The 16,432-nt window shown below is 63.4% G+C and carries 12 protein-coding genes; 10 read left to right on the top strand and 2 right to left on the bottom strand.

The features are described from left to right. Nucleotides 1-104 precede the first annotated feature (104 nt). The 10 genes from KHO23_RS08670 to KHO23_RS08625 all read left to right on the top strand — a co-directional run bounded on the left by KHO23_RS08670 (nt 105) and on the right by KHO23_RS08625 (nt 13,104). Complete coding sequence (locus tag KHO23_RS08670) at nt 105-1,283, top strand: pyridoxal phosphate-dependent aminotransferase (RefSeq protein WP_211610593.1); 1,179 nt, start codon at nt 105-107, stop codon at nt 1,281-1,283. Between the two features lie 144 nt (nt 1,284-1,427). Beyond that, complete coding sequence (locus KHO23_RS08665; protein WP_211610592.1) at nt 1,428-2,201, top strand: SDR family oxidoreductase; 774 nt, start codon at nt 1,428-1,430, stop codon at nt 2,199-2,201. Nucleotides 2,202-2,419: 218 nt separating this feature from the next. Beyond that, on the top strand, nt 2,420-4,090 hold the full coding sequence (locus KHO23_RS08660; protein ID WP_211610591.1) for a S10 family peptidase: 1,671 nt from the start codon (nt 2,420-2,422) through the stop codon (nt 4,088-4,090). A gap of 108 nt (nt 4,091-4,198) precedes the next feature. After that, nucleotides 4,199-4,945 (top strand): FadR/GntR family transcriptional regulator, encoded by a 747-nt coding sequence (locus tag KHO23_RS08655; protein WP_211610590.1) that lies wholly within the window; start codon nt 4,199-4,201, stop codon nt 4,943-4,945. A 281-nt stretch (nt 4,946-5,226) separates the two neighbouring features. Next, nucleotides 5,227-5,970 carry a (Fe-S)-binding protein gene (locus KHO23_RS08650; RefSeq protein WP_211610589.1) on the top strand — a complete coding sequence of 248 codons (744 nt, stop codon included), beginning with the start codon at nt 5,227-5,229 and terminating at the stop codon, nt 5,968-5,970. Next, a complete protein-coding gene (locus tag KHO23_RS08645) occupies nt 5,967-7,358 on the top strand; it encodes a lactate utilization protein B (RefSeq protein ID WP_211610588.1) in 1,392 nt (463 codons plus the stop codon). Before KHO23_RS08650 ends, KHO23_RS08645 begins: the two co-directional genes overlap by 4 nt. Then, on the top strand, nt 7,345-7,929 hold the full coding sequence (locus KHO23_RS08640; protein WP_211610587.1) for a LutC/YkgG family protein: 585 nt from the start codon (nt 7,345-7,347) through the stop codon (nt 7,927-7,929). Before KHO23_RS08645 ends, KHO23_RS08640 begins: the two co-directional genes overlap by 14 nt. A gap of 110 nt (nt 7,930-8,039) precedes the next feature. Further along, nucleotides 8,040-9,800, top strand: coding sequence for a VRR-NUC domain-containing protein (locus KHO23_RS08635; protein ID WP_211610586.1), 1,761 nt, complete (start codon nt 8,040-8,042; stop codon nt 9,798-9,800). Beyond that, on the top strand, nt 9,797-12,073 hold the full coding sequence (locus tag KHO23_RS08630; RefSeq protein WP_211610585.1) for an ATP-dependent DNA helicase: 2,277 nt from the start codon (nt 9,797-9,799) through the stop codon (nt 12,071-12,073). The genes KHO23_RS08635 and KHO23_RS08630 overlap by 4 nt, the downstream gene beginning before the upstream one ends. Nucleotides 12,074-12,252: 179 nt before the next feature. Next, a complete protein-coding gene (locus KHO23_RS08625) occupies nt 12,253-13,104 on the top strand; it encodes an alpha/beta fold hydrolase (RefSeq protein ID WP_211610584.1) in 852 nt (283 codons plus the stop codon). Here the strand turns inward: KHO23_RS08625 and KHO23_RS08620 are convergent. Together KHO23_RS08620 and KHO23_RS08615 are read right to left on the bottom strand one after the other, a co-directional pair. After that, on the bottom strand, nt 13,043-15,625 hold the full coding sequence (locus KHO23_RS08620; protein ID WP_211610583.1) for a mechanosensitive ion channel family protein: 2,583 nt from the start codon (nt 15,623-15,625) through the stop codon (nt 13,043-13,045). The two genes, KHO23_RS08625 and KHO23_RS08620, sit on opposite strands and share 62 nt — an antisense overlap. A gap of 365 nt (nt 15,626-15,990) precedes the next feature. Next, the gene (locus KHO23_RS08615) at nt 15,991-16,341 is read right to left on the bottom strand and encodes an NIPSNAP family protein (RefSeq protein ID WP_211610582.1); all 351 of its coding nucleotides are present in this window, start codon (nt 16,339-16,341) and stop codon (nt 15,991-15,993) included. Nucleotides 16,342-16,432: the final 91 nt, after the last annotated feature.

Here is a 16,432-nt window from a genome sequence, read left to right as displayed (position 1 = left end):
GAAGCGTCATGCGAGACAAGGCGCTCGTGTGACTCTTTTTCGTATCTGGACGTTTCGCGTGTGCCCCATTACATTGGCTGCTCGTGTCGAAACGGGGTACGTCAATGAAGTATTCGAATCTGGTCGAGCGTTTGCAAGGCAGGCGCACGTCGGCGTGGGAAATTCATCGTGTTGCCCAACAGGCGCTCGCCAATGGCGAAGACGTGATCGTGCTGAGCGTGGGCGACCCCGACTTCGCCACGCCCGCGCCGATCGTCGAGCGCGCAATCGAGGCGTTGCGCGGCGGCGATACGCATTACAGCGCCGTGTCGGGGCGTGACCCGCTGCGTGTGGCGATTGCCGAAGAACACACGCGCACCACCGGTTGCGCCGCGAGCGCGGCCAACGTGATCCTGACGGCGGGTGCGCAGAACGGCGTGTTCGCCGCATCGCTGTGCCTGCTGGAAGCGGGCGACGAAGTGATCGTCCCCGAGCCGATGTATCTGACCTACGAGGCTTGCGTGCGCGCCGCGGGCGCCACGCTCGTGCCGGTGCCGGTCGATCCCGCGCGGGCGTTCCACCTCGACTGCGATGCGCTCCAGGCGGCGATCACGCCGCGCACTCAAGCCATTTTCTTTGCCACACCCTGCAATCCTACTGGCGTGGTGATGCCCCGCGCCGACCTCGAGCGCATTGCGCGGCTTGCCTGCGAGCACGATCTTTGGGTGCTGTCCGACGAGGTTTATGCCGATCTCACGTTCGAGCGCGAGCACGTCAGCATCGCCGCGTTGCCGGGCATGGCGGAGCGCACGGTGACGCTGGGCAGTCTGTCGAAATCGCACGCCATGGCGGGCTGGCGCGTGGGTTGGGCGATCGGGCCTGCCACGCTGATCGAACATATGGGGCGGCTTGCGCTGGCTATGCTCTATGGGTTGCCGGGCTTCATCCAGCAGGCCGCCTTGACGGCCTTGAAGAACAAGGCGCCGATCGTCGCCGAAATGCGCGAGATTTACCGGCGCCGCCGCGACGTCGTGTTCGAGCGCTTGCACCGCGTGGCGGGCTTGCGTTGCCTGCTGCCGGAAGCCGGCATGTTCATGATGGTCGACGTTAGCGGCACGGGTCTGGACACGGTTGATTTCACCTGGCAACTGTTTCGCGCGCAAGGCGTGTCGCTGCTCGACGCCAGCGCATTCGGCGAAACCGCGAATGGCTTCGTCCGGCTGGGTTTCGTGGTTGACGAAGCGAGCCTGATCGACGCGTGCGAACGGATTGCCGCATTCGTCGGCGGATTGAAACCCGCTTAGGCGCGCGTCGCGCGGCGGTTGAAGCGAGCGGTGTCGACAATCGCCGAATTGACAATCGTTGACGCGCACGCGCTCTATTTTCACCTATGCGCCGCGCCATGCACTTCTATACTTTGGAGTCCATCCCAACGTACGGAGGTAGTCATGGCGGACCATTCTCTTACCGGAAAAGTGGCGCTGATCGGTGGTGGCGCGAAGAATCTCGGCGGATTGATTTCGCGTGAACTCGCAAACGCCGGAGCCGCTGCCGTGGTCGTCCATTACAACAGCGAGGCGACCAAAGGCGCCGCCGAGGAAACGGTAGCAGCGGTCCAGAGCGCCGGCGCGAAAGCCGTGGCGATTCAGGGCGATCTGACGCAACCTGCAAACGTCACACGATTATTCGACGAAGCACTGAGCCACTTCGGAAAGATCGACATCGCCGTGAATACCACGGGGATGGTCATCAAGAAGCCGATTATCGAGCTCTCCGAGCACGACTACGACACAATTTTCGCGATCAACTCGAAGGCGGCGTTTTTCTTTCTGCAGGAAGCAGGCAAGAAGCTTGCCGACAACGGCAATATCGTCACGATCGTGACGTCGCTGCTGGCCGCCTACACGCCGTATTATGCGATCTACGCGGGCAGCAAGGCGCCGATCGAGCACTTCACGCGGGCGGCTTCCAAAGAATTCGGCGAGCGTGGTATTTCGGTCGTGGGCGTGGCGCCCGGGCCGATGGATACGCCGTTTTTCTATCCCGCCGAAACCAAAGATTCGGCGGCCTACAACGCGAGTGCTGCGGCACTGAGCAAGCGGACGCGCAGCGGGCTCACGGAGATTCAGGATATTGCGCCGCTGGTGACGTTTCTGGTGACAGACGGCTGGTGGATTACCGGCCAGACGATCTTTGCCAATGGCGGTTACACGACGAGGTAGGGGCGGGTCCTGGGCTAAGGCCGGTTTTCTTTAATGTTCCGGTGTGTTTTCGTTTTGCTCATTGAAACACGCCGAAATAATGCGGCGTGGGAAAGGGGCGCGCTGCAGCCGGTTTTCGATTGACGTCTTTGTTGCTTGCGTAAAGAATCGTTTGCCGAGTTCGTCTTAATCTGGACAAACGGAACATCGACGCCTATCGACTCGCAGCCGGAAACCCCATGGCCCTTCGCTTCTATCTCTTGTTGCGCCGATCACTGGTGGCAGGATCCATGGCGGCCGCGCTAGTGGCGATGGCGCTGGTCCTCGCCATCATTGCCGCGTTCAGTCAGATGTGCGCGGCCTCCGAACTGGACGACGCATCCTCGGCCGCCGCCAGCCAGAACGAAGCGCAAGACAAAGCGCAAGACAAAGCGCAGCACAACGCCAAACCCGAGACCACGGCGATCCCCGTGCCGCCGGAAAGCGCCGCCGTGACCCGGCATTCGATCCGGCTTGACGGCCGCAAGGTCGACTACACGGCGACGGCCGGCAACCTGCTGCTGCGCGACAAGACCGGCCAGGCCAATGCGAGCGTTTTCTACGTCGCCTATACGGTCGCCACGAAAAGTCCTTCGACGCGCCCCGTCACCTTCCTCTTCAACGGCGGACCGGGTGCGGGCACCGTGTTCCTGATGATCGGCTCGTTCGGGCCGAAGCGGGTGCGTACGGCGAGTCCCGCGAGCACGCCGCCCGCGCCGTACATGCTCGACGACAACCCCGATAGCCTGCTCGACAGTACCGATCTGGTTTTTATCGATGCCGTGGGCGCGGGCCTGTCGAGAGTCGTCGGGCATGGCACGGGGAAGGACTTCTGGGGCGTCGACAAAGACCTCGACGCCTTTTCGCAATTCATCGATCGCTACCTGACATTGAACCAGCGCTGGAATTCGCCGAAGTATCTGCTGGGCGAATCGTACGGCACCGCGCGCGCCGCGATGCTCGCGTATCAGTTGGGACAAAACAATATCGCGCTCAATGGCGTGATCCTGATGTCGTCGGCGCTCGATTCCTCGGCGTTTTCACCCGGCTTCGATTTCCAGAGCGAAAGCTATTTGCCGAGCTTCGCGGCTATCGCGTGGTACCACGACAAGATCGTTCCGAAGCCGGCCAGTCTGCCGGCCTTTCTCGACGAGGCCCGCGCGTTCGCTCGTGGGACCTATGCGCAAGCGCTCGCGCAGGGCGATGCGTTGCCTGACGCGCAGCGCGACGAGATTGCCGCACGCGTCGCGCAGTTCACCGGGCTTGACGTCGACTACGTGAAGCGAAGCCGTCTGCGTCTCTATCCATCGCGCTTTCGCAGTCAATTGCTGCGCGATCAGTTGCGCAGCGTCGGCCGTTTCGATGCGCGTTTCGAAGGAATTGAATTTGACGGCGTGTCCGAGCGTCCCGATTTCGATGCATCGGTGAGCAGCGTGTCGAACGCGTTCGATGCCGCGCTTCATCAGCATTTTGCGCAGGACCTGCACTTCACGCCCGCCGACAAGTATCGCGTCTTCAACGACGAAGCGTTGACGCAGTGGGACTGGAAACACACTGAGTGGTGGGGGGAACACCTGTCCGTGCCTTATGCGGCGGGCGATCTCGCCGAAGCGATGCGGCAGAATCCGCAACTGCGCGTGATGTCGGTGAACGGCTTTTTCGATCTTGCCACACCGTTCTATGCGACCGAATACGCGCTCGCGCATCTGGGTATCGATGCGCCGCTGCGCGCCAACGTGCGAATCACCTACTACCCGACCGGCCACATGATCTATCTTGACGATGCCGCGTTGCATACACTCAAGCGTGATCTGGCGAGCTTCTATGCGGCGGGCGTGGGCCAGCCCTCATCAGCAGCGGCAAGTCGCTGAACGGTATAATTCCTCCACTTTGGCGCGCTCGTTCGAAGGCGCGTCCATACCGTTGTCTACGGTTTCGCCAACCCGGTTTCGCCAACCCAGGATTCACCCGCGCCGCCCATGCCATTTCTCCCGATCCAGTCCTTCACGCGCAAACGACTTTCCGACGTGGTGTCCGACCAGATCAAGCAGCTGATCTCGGACGGCGCGCTGATGCCCGGCGACCGGCTGCCGGCCGAACGCGATCTCGCCACGCAGCTCGGTGTGTCGCGGCCGTCGTTGCGGGAAGCGCTGATCAGGCTGGAAGCGGACGGGTATATCGAAACGTCGGGGCGGGGCGGCTTTACGGTCGTCGACGTTACTGCGCCGATTATCTCCAAGCCGCTCGCCGAACTGCTGCTGCAAAACCCGCGCACCAGTGCCGATATTCTCGAACTGCGTCAGGGTCTCGAATCGATTTCGACGGTGTACGCCGCGGAGCGCGCCACGGCGGCCGATCTGCAGAAAATTACTGAAGCATTCGAAGCGTTGAAGGCAGGCTCGCAGTCGCAAGACCGTGTGAACCTGGCGGAACTGGATGCCGCGTTCCACCTCGCCATCGCCGATTCCACGCACAACATCGCGCTCGCCCATGTGATGCACGGCATCCATACGCTGATTCGCGAAGGTATGCGGCAATACCATCGCCTGATAGATTACGACGACGCGATGGAAAAACAGTTGATGAGCCAGCATCAGGCTATCTACGACGCGCTCATCGCGCGCGACGCGCAAAAGGCACGCAAGGCTGCCGAGCGTCATCTCATTTATGTGCGCGAGATGTACAGGGAAGACGCGGCGAAACCTTCTCCGAGCACGATTTCCTGAATTTGCCAGGCTTCTGATCCGCCGCTCGCGCCTGTGCGTGAGCGAGGGATCTCGTGCGCCGCTGCCGCGCGGCGGCCTGCGCAGCCTGTTTCACCAACGATCTCCCAGTTGACACCGCTCAGCGACTTCCTTATATTTCGTGGTCAGACCAACAAGACCAGTCTGACTGATCGACCGCGAGCGTGGTGTCGGCTGGGCAATCCTGGGCCGCCATGGCCCCGCCATGATTCCGCCATCGAGCGGGTGAATCGTCAGCCGCCGCTTTTCTTTTCAATGAGTTCATGAAAGTCGCCCTGTTTATCCCGTGCTTCATCGACGCGTTCTATCCCGAAGTGGGGATCGCCACGCTCGAATTGCTGGAACGCTTCGGCATCGAGGTCGACTATCCGCAGGAGCAGACCTGCTGCGGCCAGCCGATGGCCAACAGCGGTGCGCAGGCCGAGGCGGCCGGTGCCGAGCGCGTGTTTGCGCGCAACTTCGCGGGCTACGACTACATCGTCGGGCCGTCGGCGAGTTGCATCCATCACGTGCGCGAGCATTTGATCGCGCTCGAACAGACCGACGAAGTCAGGAAGGTTCGCGCCAACGCGTATGAGCTGGTCGAGTTTCTGCACGACGTGGTCGGCGCGCGTGAATTTCCGTGGGCCGAGTTTCCGCATCGCGTCGGCCTGCATAACAGTTGCAGCGCGTTGCGGCATCTGAAGGAAGCATCGGTCTCGGAGGTTGCCGGGCCGCCGTTTTCGAAGCCGCGTACCTTGCTCGAAGGCGTTAAAGGCATCGAATTCGTCAAGCCGTCGCGGCCGGATGAATGCTGCGGTTTCGGCGGCACCTTCTCGGTGACCGAGGAGCCGGTGTCGGTGCGCATGGGGCAGGACAAGGTCCGCGACCATCTGAAAGCGGGCGCCGAGTACATCGTATCGGGCGACATGTCGTGCCTGATGCATCAGCAAGGCTGTGCGGAGCGGATGAAAGCCGATGCCCGTTTCATCCATATCGCGCAAGTCCTGAACGGAGCACGCGCATGAGGCGGATCGATCACGCGAAAGCCGCGGGCGCTTTCATCGGAAAGACGGAACACGTTGCGTTTCATGACAGGCGTCTGTGGGATTTGCGTGAGAAGCGCGATACGCAGGCGCACGGCATCCCGGAATGGGAGACGCTGCGCGAACTGGCATCGGGCATCAAGGAACACACACTGTCGCATCTGTCCGGCTACCTCGAGCAGTTCGCCGCTGCGGCAGAAGCAAATGGCGTCGTGGTGCATTGGACCGCGACGGCTGAGGAACATAACGCGCTGGTCCACAAGCTCATGTCGGAACGCGGCATGACCACGCTCGTCAAAAGCAAGTCGATGCTCACCGACGAATGCAAGATGCGCGAGTATCTCGAACCGCGCGGCATTACGGTGATGGAGACCGATCTCGGCGAGCGCATCCAGCAGCTCGATCATCAGGACCCGAGCCATATGGTGGTGCCCGCGGTCCATAAACTGCGCGCCGATGTGGCCGAACTGTTCGGACGCACCATCGGCACGGATCCGAAGAACAGCGACATTCACTACCTTGCCGAAAGCCAGCGGATGAATACGCGGCCGTATTTTGTGCGCGAGAAAACGGCCGGCATGACAGGTTGTAATTTCGCCGTGGCGGAGACAGGCACGGTGGTCGTGTGTACTAACGAAGGCAATGCCGACCTGTCGGCGAATGTGCCGCCGTTGCATATCGCGTCGATCGGTATCGAGAAACTGATCCCGAAGGTGTCGGACCTCGGCGTATTTATCCGCATGCTGTCGCGCAGTGCGCTCGGTTCACCGATTACGCAGTACACCTCGCATTTTCGCGCGCCGCGTCCGGGCACCGAAATGCATTTCATCCTCGTCGATCATGGCCGTTCGGAGCGGCTCGCGATGGAGGATTTCTGGTATTCACTCAAATGCATTCGCTGCGGCGCGTGCATGAATACGTGCCCCGTGTACCGGCGTAGTGGCGGCTTGTCGTATGGCGGCACGTATTCGGGGCCGATCGGCGCGATCATCAATCCGACTTTCGATCTGAAGCGTTACAGCGCGTTGCCGTTCGCGTCGACGCTTAACGGCAGTTGCACGAATGTGTGTCCGGTGAAGATCAACATTCACGAGCAGATCTACAAATGGCGCACGGTGATCGCCGAGCGTCATGAGGTGCCGTTCGTTAAGCAGGAAGTGTTGAAGATGGCGGGGCGGCTGCTCGCGAGTCCGACGCTGTATCGGGCGACGGTGTCGTCGATGGGCGGCGCGCTGCGGAATCTGCCGAATTTCCTGCTGTATAACCCGCTCAATATCTGGGGCCGGCAGCGTGATTTGCCGGAGGCGCCGAAGCTGACCTTCCACGCCTGGTACAAGAAGAATCGTGGAGGTGGCGATGGCAACGCGTGAAGCTTTTCTGGCGAAGGTGCGCGAGGCGCAGCCACCGGCGCGTTTGCGGCCGGATGTGCCGTTGTTTATTTCGGCGGGCGGGGATTTGCGGGCGCGCTTCACGACGGCGTTGCAGGCGATGGGCGGCACCTGTGTCGAGGCGTCGGCTGCGAGTGACGTGCCTGCGCTGATCCGCGAGCGGTTTGGCGATGGGGCGTCGGTGGCCTCGGCGACACCTGAAGTGCCCGGTACGCGTGCGATCTCGGCGGAAACCGAACCGGCTTCGTTGCAGGATATCGAGGTGGGCGTGGTGCGGGCACGCTTTGGCGTCGCTGAAACCGGCTCGGTATGGCTCAGCGAGCGCGAGTATGGAGTCAACGCACTGGGGTACATCGTGCAGCATCTGGTGGTGCTGCTCGATCCGGCGCAGTTGCTCGACGGCTTGCAGGACGTATACCGCCGCGACGACTTCCGCAAGGCGCGCTATGCGGCGCTGGTCACCGGGCCTTCGGCCACGGCGGATATCGAAGGGGTGCTGATTCGCGGTGCGCAGGGGGTGCGGTCGTTGACGGTGGTGTGGGTGGCGGCCTGAGAAACCGGTGCGACCGGCCCGTCGACCGCGACTTAGCCTGCGGATCGGCAGAAGCAATCACGGAGTTTGCTATCATCACTGTATAAACATACAGGTTTCGTGAAACCCCCGTGGCGACAGATGCTCCGTCAGACTTCCGCTCTGATGCCCCTTACTACCTGCTGAACTTCGAGCGTGCGCTGGCGTGGCTTGCCGAGCGTTACGACGATCTGCTGGACGCGCACGAACACGGCTTCCTGCGCGAATTCGCCGTTTTACCGCAGCCGTCGCGCGCGCTGCTGGTTCGCATGCTGATGCGCAAGGGCACGCTGTTCCGCGCCAGCCGTCTTTCCTATGACGAGATCGGTTGCCCCCTGCAGGCGGTTGCGCCTCTGGCCGCGCTCGGCTGGGTCGATACCGAACCGGGCCTGACGCTCGACGATCTGTTCGCGCTCACCACCCGTCCTGAGTTGCTGTTGATCTTTGCGGACGCCATCGCCTTGATTCCTGGCTCGAAGGGCTTGCGCAAACCCGATCTGCTGGAAACGCTGCGGCCGTTTTACGATCTTGAGGGTGAGGATGGAGAACGAGGCGCCGCTGTGCATCCGTTGTCCGCGTGGCACAGCGAGACCACAGATCGCGTCTTCCATGTCGCCATCGCGCCGCTTTGCGAACGTCTGCGGTTGATGTTCTTTGGCAATCTGCAGCAGGACTGGTCGGAATTCGTGCTTGCCGATCTTGGTGTGTTTCAGTACGAGAAGGTTGCATTCGCGCCGTCGTCGCGCGCATTCCAGCAACGCGCGGACGTGGACGTGTACCTTGCGTTGCATGCCTGCCGCGAAGCGCTCGATTGGCTGTCGCCGGGCGACTCGGAAGCCAGGGCGATCGACGAACTCGTCGCCGCGATCGCGGCGATTGAAATCTCGAACCCCTGGCTCGAAACGCGTCGCGCAAAACTGCTGTTTCGTATCGGGCAACATTGCGAGCGTCAACAGAACTGGCCTGCGGCCCTTGCCGTCTATGAACGTTGCGCGTGGCCTGGCGCACGGCATCGGCGCTTACGCGTGCTTGAGCGCAGCGAACGATTCGACGAAGCCTTCGCCCTCGCTTCGCAAGCCGCTGCCCGCCCTGAAAGCGAAGAGGAAATGCAGCGCGTCGCGCGCATGTTGCCGCGTTTGCAACGCAAGCGCGGCGAGCGGGTGGCGCGTGTGCCTGCCGCGCGGCCGGTCGAGCGCAGCACACTGGTGCTGCCGAGGCCTGATGCGCCGCAAGCGGTCGAATACGTTGCACGCGATTATTTGACCAGCGAATCGGCACCCGTTCATTACGTCGAAAACGCGCTGATCAACTCGCTGTTCGGCTTGCTGTGCTGGGAACCGGTGTTCGCGGCGCTGCCCGGCGCGTTTTTCCATCCGTTCCAGCGCGGGCCGGCCGATCTGCACGCGCCGGATTTTCAGGCGCGCCGCGCGGAACAATTTGCCACCTGTCTCGCGCAACTCGACAGCAGCGCTTATCGCGAGACGATTCTGCGGCATCTGCACAGCAAGGCGGGTCTGCAATCGCCGTTCGTATTCTGGGGTTTGCTGACGCCGGAACTGGTTGTGCTGGCGCTCGATTGCCTGCCTGCCGCCCATCTGAAACTATGGTTCGAGCGGTTGCTGCGCGACATTCGCGGCAACCGCTCGGGCTTGCCGGATCTGATTCGCTTCTGGCCGGCCGAGCGCCGCTATGAGTTGATCGAAGTGAAGGGCCCGGGCGACCGCTTGCAGGACAACCAGATCCGCTGGCTCGCATACTGCGCGCAGCACGGTATGCCGGTGCGCGTGCTCGACGTGCGATGGGCCGATGAAGACGCCGCCGCCTCCAGCGTCGTGTTGGGAGCCGCTACATGACCTACGTGGTCGCCGTGCGGGCGATGTGCGAATTCACCGCGAGGCGCGGCGATCTGGATCTGCGCTTCACGCCCGCGCCCACCTCGCTGGAAGGCATGGCCGGCCACGTGACAGTCGCCGGGCGGCGCGCGAGCGGCTACGAAACCGAAATCACGCTAACCGGCACGCACCGTGGTTTGACCGTGCGTGGCCGTGCCGACGGTTACGACCCGGCGGCAAACCGGTTGGAAGAGATCAAAACCCATCGTGGCGCGCTTGAACGGATGCCGGCCAATCATCGCGCGCTGCATTGGGCGCAAGCGCTGGTGTACGGCCACCTGCTGTGCCGCGCGCGTGGACTCGCGGAATTGACGGTCGCGATGGTGTACTTCGATATCGGCAGTCAGAAGGAAACGTCGCTGACCGAAACGCACACCGCGCGTGAGTTGGAGATTTTCTTCGTCGAGCAATGCGAGCGCTTTCTCGATTGGGCCGTGCAGGAAGAGGCCCATCGCGCCGCGCGCAATGCCGCGCTCAACGCCTTGCAGTTTCCGCATGGGGAATTCCGCAGCGGGCAGCGCGAACTGGCGGTGTCGGTGTACCGCGCGGCGCGTGACGGCAAGCCGTTAATGGCGCAGGCGCCTACCGGCATCGGCAAGACGCTGGCGACAATTTTTCCGCTGCTCAAGGCGTGCGCGTCGGACCAGATCGACCGCATTTTTTTCCTCACAGCGAAGACGCCGGGCCGCGCGCTTGCCCTCGATGCGATCGAAACCCTTCATCAAAGCGCCGCGCCGTCCGTTTCGCGGTTGCCGCTCCGAACGCTGGAACTGGTCGCGCGCGACAAGGCGTGTGAGCATCCCGACAAGGCCTGCAACGGCGAGTCCTGCCCGCTCGCGCGCGGTTTCTACGACCGGCTCGACGCGGCCCGCAGCGCGGCATTGGCCGGACCGAGGCTCGACCGGAGCTCGGTGCGCGAAGCGGCGCTCGCGCACGACGTTTGTCCGTACTATCTCGCGCAGGAACTGGCGCGCTGGTCCGACGTGGTGGTCGGCGATTACAACTACTACTACGACAGCAGCGCGATGCTGTATGCGCTCACGCAGATCAATCAGTGGCGCGTCGGCGTGCTGGTCGACGAGGCGCACAACCTGCTCGACCGGGCCCGGCGCATGTACAGCGCGTCGCTCGATCAGGCGGCGTTCCGGCTCGCCCGCAAGAGCGCGCCTGCAACGTTGAAGAAGCCGCTCGAGCGGCTTCAGCGCGAATGGAACGCTGCCAGGCGCGCACAGACCGCCACCTATCAGGTCTACGCCGACGTGCCTGGCAAACTGTTGTCGGCGGCCCAGAATCTGATCGGCGCGGTGACGGATCAACTCGCCGACGCACCGCTTTCAATTGACGAAGCATCGCTGCGGTTTTTCTTCGATGCCATGCATTTCGTCGCACTGGCGGAGCAGTTCGGCGAGCATTCGATTTTCGACATCTCGCTCACCGCGGATCGCTATGCGCCACGCGACAAGACGAGCGCCACGCTCTGCGTGCGCAACGTGATCCCGGCACCGTTTCTCGCGGGGCGCTACGCTGCCGCGCACACTACGGTGATGTTCTCCGGCACGCTCAATCCGCATCATTTCTATCGCGACACGCTGGGTCTGCCCGAAGCGACGAACTGGCTCGACGTCGAAGGACCTTTTCGCGCCGAGCAATTGCAGGTGCGTGTGGCGGGCCATGTGTCGACGCGCTGGCGTGACCGCGAACGCTCGCTCGTGCCCATCGTCGATCTGATCGCGAAGCAGTACGCGGCTCAGCCGGGCAACTATCTCGGGTTTCTGAGCAGCTTCGAGTACCTGCAGCGGGTGGTGGCGTCGATGCGCGAGCGTCATCCGGCATTGCCGGTATGGGCGCAGGAACCCGGCATGGACGAAGCGGCGCGCGACGCGTTTCTCGCGCGTTTTCGCACCATGGGCCAGGGCGTGGGCTTCGCGGTGTTAGGCGGCGCATTCTCCGAGGGCGTCGATCTGGTCGGTCAGCAATTGATCGGCGCCTTCATCGCAACGCTCGGCCTGCCGCAGATTAACCACGTCAACGAGCAGATGCGCCGCACGATGGAGGCGAAGTTCGGCAACGGCTACGACTACATGTATCTGTATCCGGGCTTGCAGAAAGTCGTGCAGGCTGCGGGCCGGGTCATTCGCACGGAGCAGGATCAGGGCGTGGTGCACCTGATCGACGACCGCTACCGGCGGCCGGAAGTGCGCCGGCTGTTGCCGCGCTGGTGGCAGGTGCAATAGACAGGGGCATTAGGCAGTTGCAATAGGCGGTTGCAATAGGCGCAAGCGACAAGCAGCCCGCCGACCGCCGACCGCTAGCAAGCCCATCTCTTTACCTCCCAGGTAATCGACCTGCGTACCGCCGCCAGGCACAGTGGCGGCACGGCACAACGATTCCGACCCAAGGCAAAGAGGCTTCCATGAACGCTACCGCACCGTATCTCACCGACGACCCCAACACCATCCGCACCGCCGACCACACGCGCCTTTTCTACCGTGACTGGGGACATGGCACGCCGCTCGTGTTTCTGTCCGGCTGGACGCTGAATTCGGACATGTGGGCCTATCAGATGGAGCCGCTGTCGCGCCTCGGCTGCCGTTGCATCGCTTACGACCGGCGCGGCCACGGCCGTTCGAGCGATCCGGGGCGGGGCTACGACTTCGACACGCTCGCAGACGATCTCGACAGCGTGCTGACCACGCTCGATCTAAGCAACGTGACGCTGGTGGCGCATTCGATCGCGAGCGGCGAGGCGGTGCGCTATCTGACGCGGCATGGTTCGGAGCGCGTGGCCCGGATTGCGTTCATCGCGCCCGCCGCCACGCCGTATCTGCTGAAAACCGAAGACAACCCGAACGGGATCGACGCCGCCCTGTTCGAGCAAGGCCGCCTCGCGCTGAGCCGCTCCTTCCCCGACTGGATCGAGGCGAATGCCGCACCTTTCTTTGGCCCGGGCGTATCGCGTGCGCCGCTCGACTGGACGATCCGCATGATGTTGCAAACCTCGCATCAGGCCATGCTCGAACTCGCCCGCGTTCAGACGATCACCGATTTCCGCGCGGAGCTGGCCCGCGTCCGGGTGCCGTCGCTGGTCGTTCATGGCGACCGCGACGCTTCCGCGCCGCTCGACCTCACCGGGCGTCCAACCGCGGCCCTGATCGAAGGCGCCTCGCTGAATGTCTACGCAGGCGCCGGCCATGGCCTGTACTTCACTCATGCGGAGAAACTGAACCAGGATTTGCTGGCGTTCCTGGGCCACCGGCCGGCTTAGGGTCGGCGGGCAGTTGATCGTCCACCGGTGCGTTGGCCTTGCGGGCGGCCGCCTTCAGCGAAGCGCCGGCGGGCGCCGTTGAAGGCGGTTGGTCGTTCGCTGCGGCCTTGGAGGCGCCATCGGCGGTGTCCGCAGGGGCATCGCTCAGTGCGCCGTTCGATTCGACTTTGGCCGGTACGCTTTCCGGGTCCCACGTCAGCAGATGCCGCTGCGGATTCGCGATTTCGATGCCGCGCGCGCTGAACTGGTCGAGGATGCGCCGGTTGAATTCGCGTTGCACACCCCAGCGCGCGCTGTCGCGGCATTGGATCTGGCCGGCCAGCGTCACCGCCGAGCCATCCACCCCATCCACGCCCCAGAAACTGAAGTCGGACAGGATGCCGTCCTTGAACTTCTCATCCTCGCGCAGCGCGGCGCCGATCTCCTTCAGCGTGCCGATCGCCAGATCGACATCCTCGCCGAACACAATATTCACCTTCACCGCTGCATTGCCGAGTCCGCGATTGGTGTTGTTCACCGTCGAGACTGAACTGAACGGCACGGTGTAGAGCGACCCGTCGCCGCCGCGTAAGCGCACGGTGCGGATCGACAGATATTCGACCGTGCCGGACACGCCCGCGAGCGTGACCCAGTCGCCGACCTGCATGGCGTTTTCCATCAACAGGAACATGCCGGTGATGAAATCCTGCACCAGCTTTTGCGAGCCGAAGCCGAGCGCCACGCCGAAGATGCTCGCACCCGCCAGCAACGGCCCGATGTTCACGCCGAGTTCGCTCAGGCCGGTGAGCACCACTACCAGCGCGATCACGCAGAAGAGCGCGCTGCGCAGCATCGGCAACAATGTGCGCAGACGCGCGGCACGCATCAGGTCGCCGGTGGAGGTCCAGAGGTCCAGCCGCTTTTCGATCGCCACGTTGACGCTTTCCCATACCAGCAGCGCGATCGCGGCAGCGACGCCGATGGTGACCAGCGCCGACGCCAGCCGATGTCCGATCGACCCGGCCTGGAACAGCTCGCCCACGTTGACGCCCCATACCTGCAACAGCGCGAGCGCGGTGACGACGCCGATAATCCACGTGACGACCCGCCGCAGCAGCGGGTAATAGCGGTAGGCGTGCTGCTGTGCGAGCGACTTTTCCGCGTCGCCCGGGATGTTGAACAGCCGCGCCATCGCGCCGAAAATCACGATCGCGATGACCCGCGCGCCCACCAGGATTGCGAGCGTAATGCCGCCGAGATGCAGCAGCGTGTGATAGCCGTTGCGCACGTCGAGCGCCCAGATGAACCATAGCGCCATCACGATGAACACCGCGAACCACGCCCACGCGTCGGCAAGCGCGTTGCCGAACATGGCCAGCGATTTGCGCGCGGCGAAGCGCTTGCGGATCAATTCGCCGACCGGCTTCGCGCAATGCAGGATCAGGATCGAGACCATGATGTGGCCGGCGAGCGCGACTACCTTCAGCAGGGCGAGATGCGCCGCGTCGTTCAGGCCGAGCGACTGCGCGATCTCCGCGATCGCCGAACCTGAGCCGACCACGGCGACGATCCGCACGATCCAGCGCTGCACGAAGACGGCCCACGCATCGCCCGTGCGCAACAGACGCAGGCGGGGCGCGGTGGGTTGCAGGAAGAAGCCGCTGCCTATCACGATCAGCCGGCACAGCACATAGATGTCGATTAGTGAATCGAGCGCACGGTCTTGCGGCGTGCCGTCTTCGGTGAAGACCGACATTAGCGCGCTCGCCGCGGCGACGAACACCGCCAGCGGCAACAGGCGCAGCACCACGGTCAGCAGTGCGCGCGGCAGACGCTGCAGGAGGGTCAAGTGATGCGCGGCGTGCTGCTTGCCTTTGGCTTCGGTGGCGTTGCCGGTTGTGGGTGCGGGTGGGGTGGTGGACCCGCCGGGCAGCCCGGCTTGCGGCTTGGCGTTGTCATTGCCACGTTCGCGACGTGTCGCGAGGGCGGCGTACGCGCGGCGCAACAGACGGCGCGCCAGCCATTCGAGCCCGAGCGCGGGCAGCAGCGCCGCCAGCAGCGACCATGCGACATGACCCAGCACGCTACGGGCTTGTGAATTAGTCGATTGCCAATGCCACCAGGCACGCACCGACGTTACGTCGAGCAGCGCGGCGACTGAACTGCGCAAGGATATGCCGAAGCGCACCGCCCAATGTGCGCCTTGGCGCGCCAGTTGGGAGGCGAGGCCATTGGACTGGAATGCGCCCGGAGCGGCCGCGGCGGCGCTGCTGGCTGCTGCCGGGGCTGAAGCAGCCGACGGCGGGGCGGGTGGCGCGCTGAGCGCGCCCGCTGCGGCGATCGCCTGGAGCGTGTCGCTGACTTGCGCGCGGCGTGTGGGGTCATTGAGGACGCTGAGAGCCTGGCGGGCCTGTTCGGGCGTCAGGGTGAGTGCGGCGCCGGAGGCCGCGGATGCGGCGGCGGGTTGCGCCGCGGCGGCAAAGACCGGCGAAGCGCTCAGGATGAGAAAAACGAGAAACCAGGCATGGAATATTTTGCGCATAGGGTGTAAAGCAGGGTACCAGGTGCGGACGGTGGCGCCGGGACTCGTGGATCGGCTCGGCGGCGTAACCCTGAACCGACACGGGTTTGGCCGTACAAGTTCCATCCGTGGCGGCTTTCGCTGGTCACACGAAGGCTCGGCTAGCGGGTTCGAATTGTTACGTCAGGCAGCAAAAAACCTGCCTGACGGACGGCACCGTCGACGCAATAACGCGTAAGACTGCGCGGCGTGAGCCTCAAGGCGCCGTGTGGCAGATTTCATGCGCAGACACAGCCATGGGCGGCTGCGTCGCCAGAAGCGGTGGCGCGAAAGCACCCGGGCGCCGCACCATCCGGGACCATACCGACCCGCAGGGCCAGTGACGCCTATTCCGTTGCTTCCACCGCGCCCATCGCCGCCACCCCGAGCGTGCCTTCGACCACTTCGGTGAAGGTGCGCTCCTCGCGCAGGATAAAGCGCTTCGTCTGCGCAAACTGGAAATTCTCTCGCGCTTCGAAGTCGTTCCTCAGCCGTGCCCGATAGGCTTCATACGCGGCGAGGCTGTCGAACGCGATCAAGCCCCAGGCGATGTCGTTGGTCCCTTCGTGGGGCAGAAAGTAGCCAATCAGATGACCGCCGCAGCGGGGAATGATGCGGCCCCAGTTGCTAGCGTAGTCGTTGAAGGCATCGCGCTGGAATGGGTCGATCTGGTAACGGATAAAGCAGGTAATCGTCATGTGCAAGCTCCCGATCGGGTCGTGGTCGTATGAGGCTACTGAGTATCAGTATGGGGGCCGGTTGCTCGCGACGTTTCACTGTTTTCCGAAC

Source organism: Paraburkholderia haematera (genome assembly GCF_905220975.1).
In the GTDB taxonomy this organism is placed as follows: domain Bacteria; phylum Pseudomonadota; class Gammaproteobacteria; order Burkholderiales; family Burkholderiaceae; genus Paraburkholderia; species Paraburkholderia haematera.
This window is presented reverse-complemented; position numbering and strand designations above follow the sequence as displayed.